Origin of the sequence: Photorhabdus sp. P32 (assembly GCF_038085095.1) — a bacterium.
Classification (GTDB): domain Bacteria; phylum Pseudomonadota; class Gammaproteobacteria; order Enterobacterales; family Enterobacteriaceae; genus Photorhabdus; species Photorhabdus luminescens.
Genome location: NZ_JAZGJN010000108.1, coordinates 1 through 1,203, shown reverse-complemented (window position 1 = coordinate 1,203; position 1,203 = coordinate 1). Strand labels below are relative to the sequence as shown.

Below are 1,203 nucleotides of genomic sequence, written 5' to 3'. Positions count from 1 at the left end.
CTCTAATGCATCGGGCCAGAAAGTTACGCGTATATTGTGCGAATCTGGCTCCTTTTAAATTATTTGATCACGGAAGCATCGATTAAGGTGCCGCCGAGGGATGTCCAGTTAGACCATTGATTGGGAGCGGTTTGCCAGATGTGCCAAAGTGCGTTGTCACCGCGTACAAAGACCTCAAGTTGACCATTAGAGTTTTTCACGACTTCTGGGCCGCTGGAAAGTACGCCTCCCAATAAGGCCCAGTTGTTGTGCCATGAACCGGAATGGGTATCATTTTGCCAGATGTGGTAGAGCGAAAGTTCTTTGTTGGCACCGCGCGCAAAGACTTCAAGTCGGCCATCGCAGTTCTTTACTACCGCAGGGGCGCTGGTGATAATACCACCCAATGAGGCCCAATTAGACCACTGACTGGAATAGGGGGCGGTTTGCCAGATATGGTAGAGTGCGTTATCGCTGCCGCGTGCGAAAACCTCAAGCCGGCCATCGACGGTGCAGATGACCACCGGGTCACTCGTGATGTTTCCGCTTAATGACTGCCAGCTTGACCAATAATTGGTATGGGGAGCGGTTTGCCAGATGTGCCAGAGTGCATTATCGGCACCGCGGGCAAAAACCTCCAGTCGGCCGTCAGAGTTGATATGGACTGCCGGGTTACTGGTGATCACTTGGCCCAGAGAATACCAGTCTGACCACGGATTAGAGTGGGGAGCGGTTTGCCAGATGTGCCAAAGCGTGTTGTCGGCGCCGCGGGCAAAGACTTCAAGTCGGCTATCGGCGTTGATGGATACCACAGGGTTACTGGTGATCGTACCACCTAAAGATTGCCAGCCTGACCAACCGGCGCCGGGGGCGGTTTGCCAGTTATGCCATAGGGCGTTATCGGCGCCACGTGCGAATACTTCCAATCGACCGTCTGAATTGATGTGAACGGCGGGTTTGCTGGTCGCCTTTAAGCCGAGCGAGGTCCAGCCGGTCCAGGCAGAGCCTGTATGTGTCGTTTGTCCATTGCGCCATATTGCATTATCAGTACTTACACCAAAAACTTCGAGTCGGCCGTTATAGGTATTCGTCACTGGGACAATACCGGACACCGCGATAGGTGAATTTGCGGCTTCTATCTCGTTTGTAACAGACAATTCGATATTATCTGGATTTGATGTATTAACTGGTTCTTTTTTCATATATATATCCTCGTTAAAAATA

Annotated in this window: 1 protein-coding gene; it reads right to left on the bottom strand. The window is 51.5% G+C overall.

The genetic code is table 11. From position 1 onward, the window contains the following. Nucleotides 1-59: 59 nt before the first annotated feature. Complete coding sequence (locus tag V2H77_RS00545; RefSeq protein ID WP_341497244.1) at nucleotides 60-1,181, bottom strand: hypothetical protein; 1,122 nt, start codon at nucleotides 1,179-1,181, stop codon at nucleotides 60-62. Between the last annotated feature and the right edge of the window lie 22 nt (nucleotides 1,182-1,203).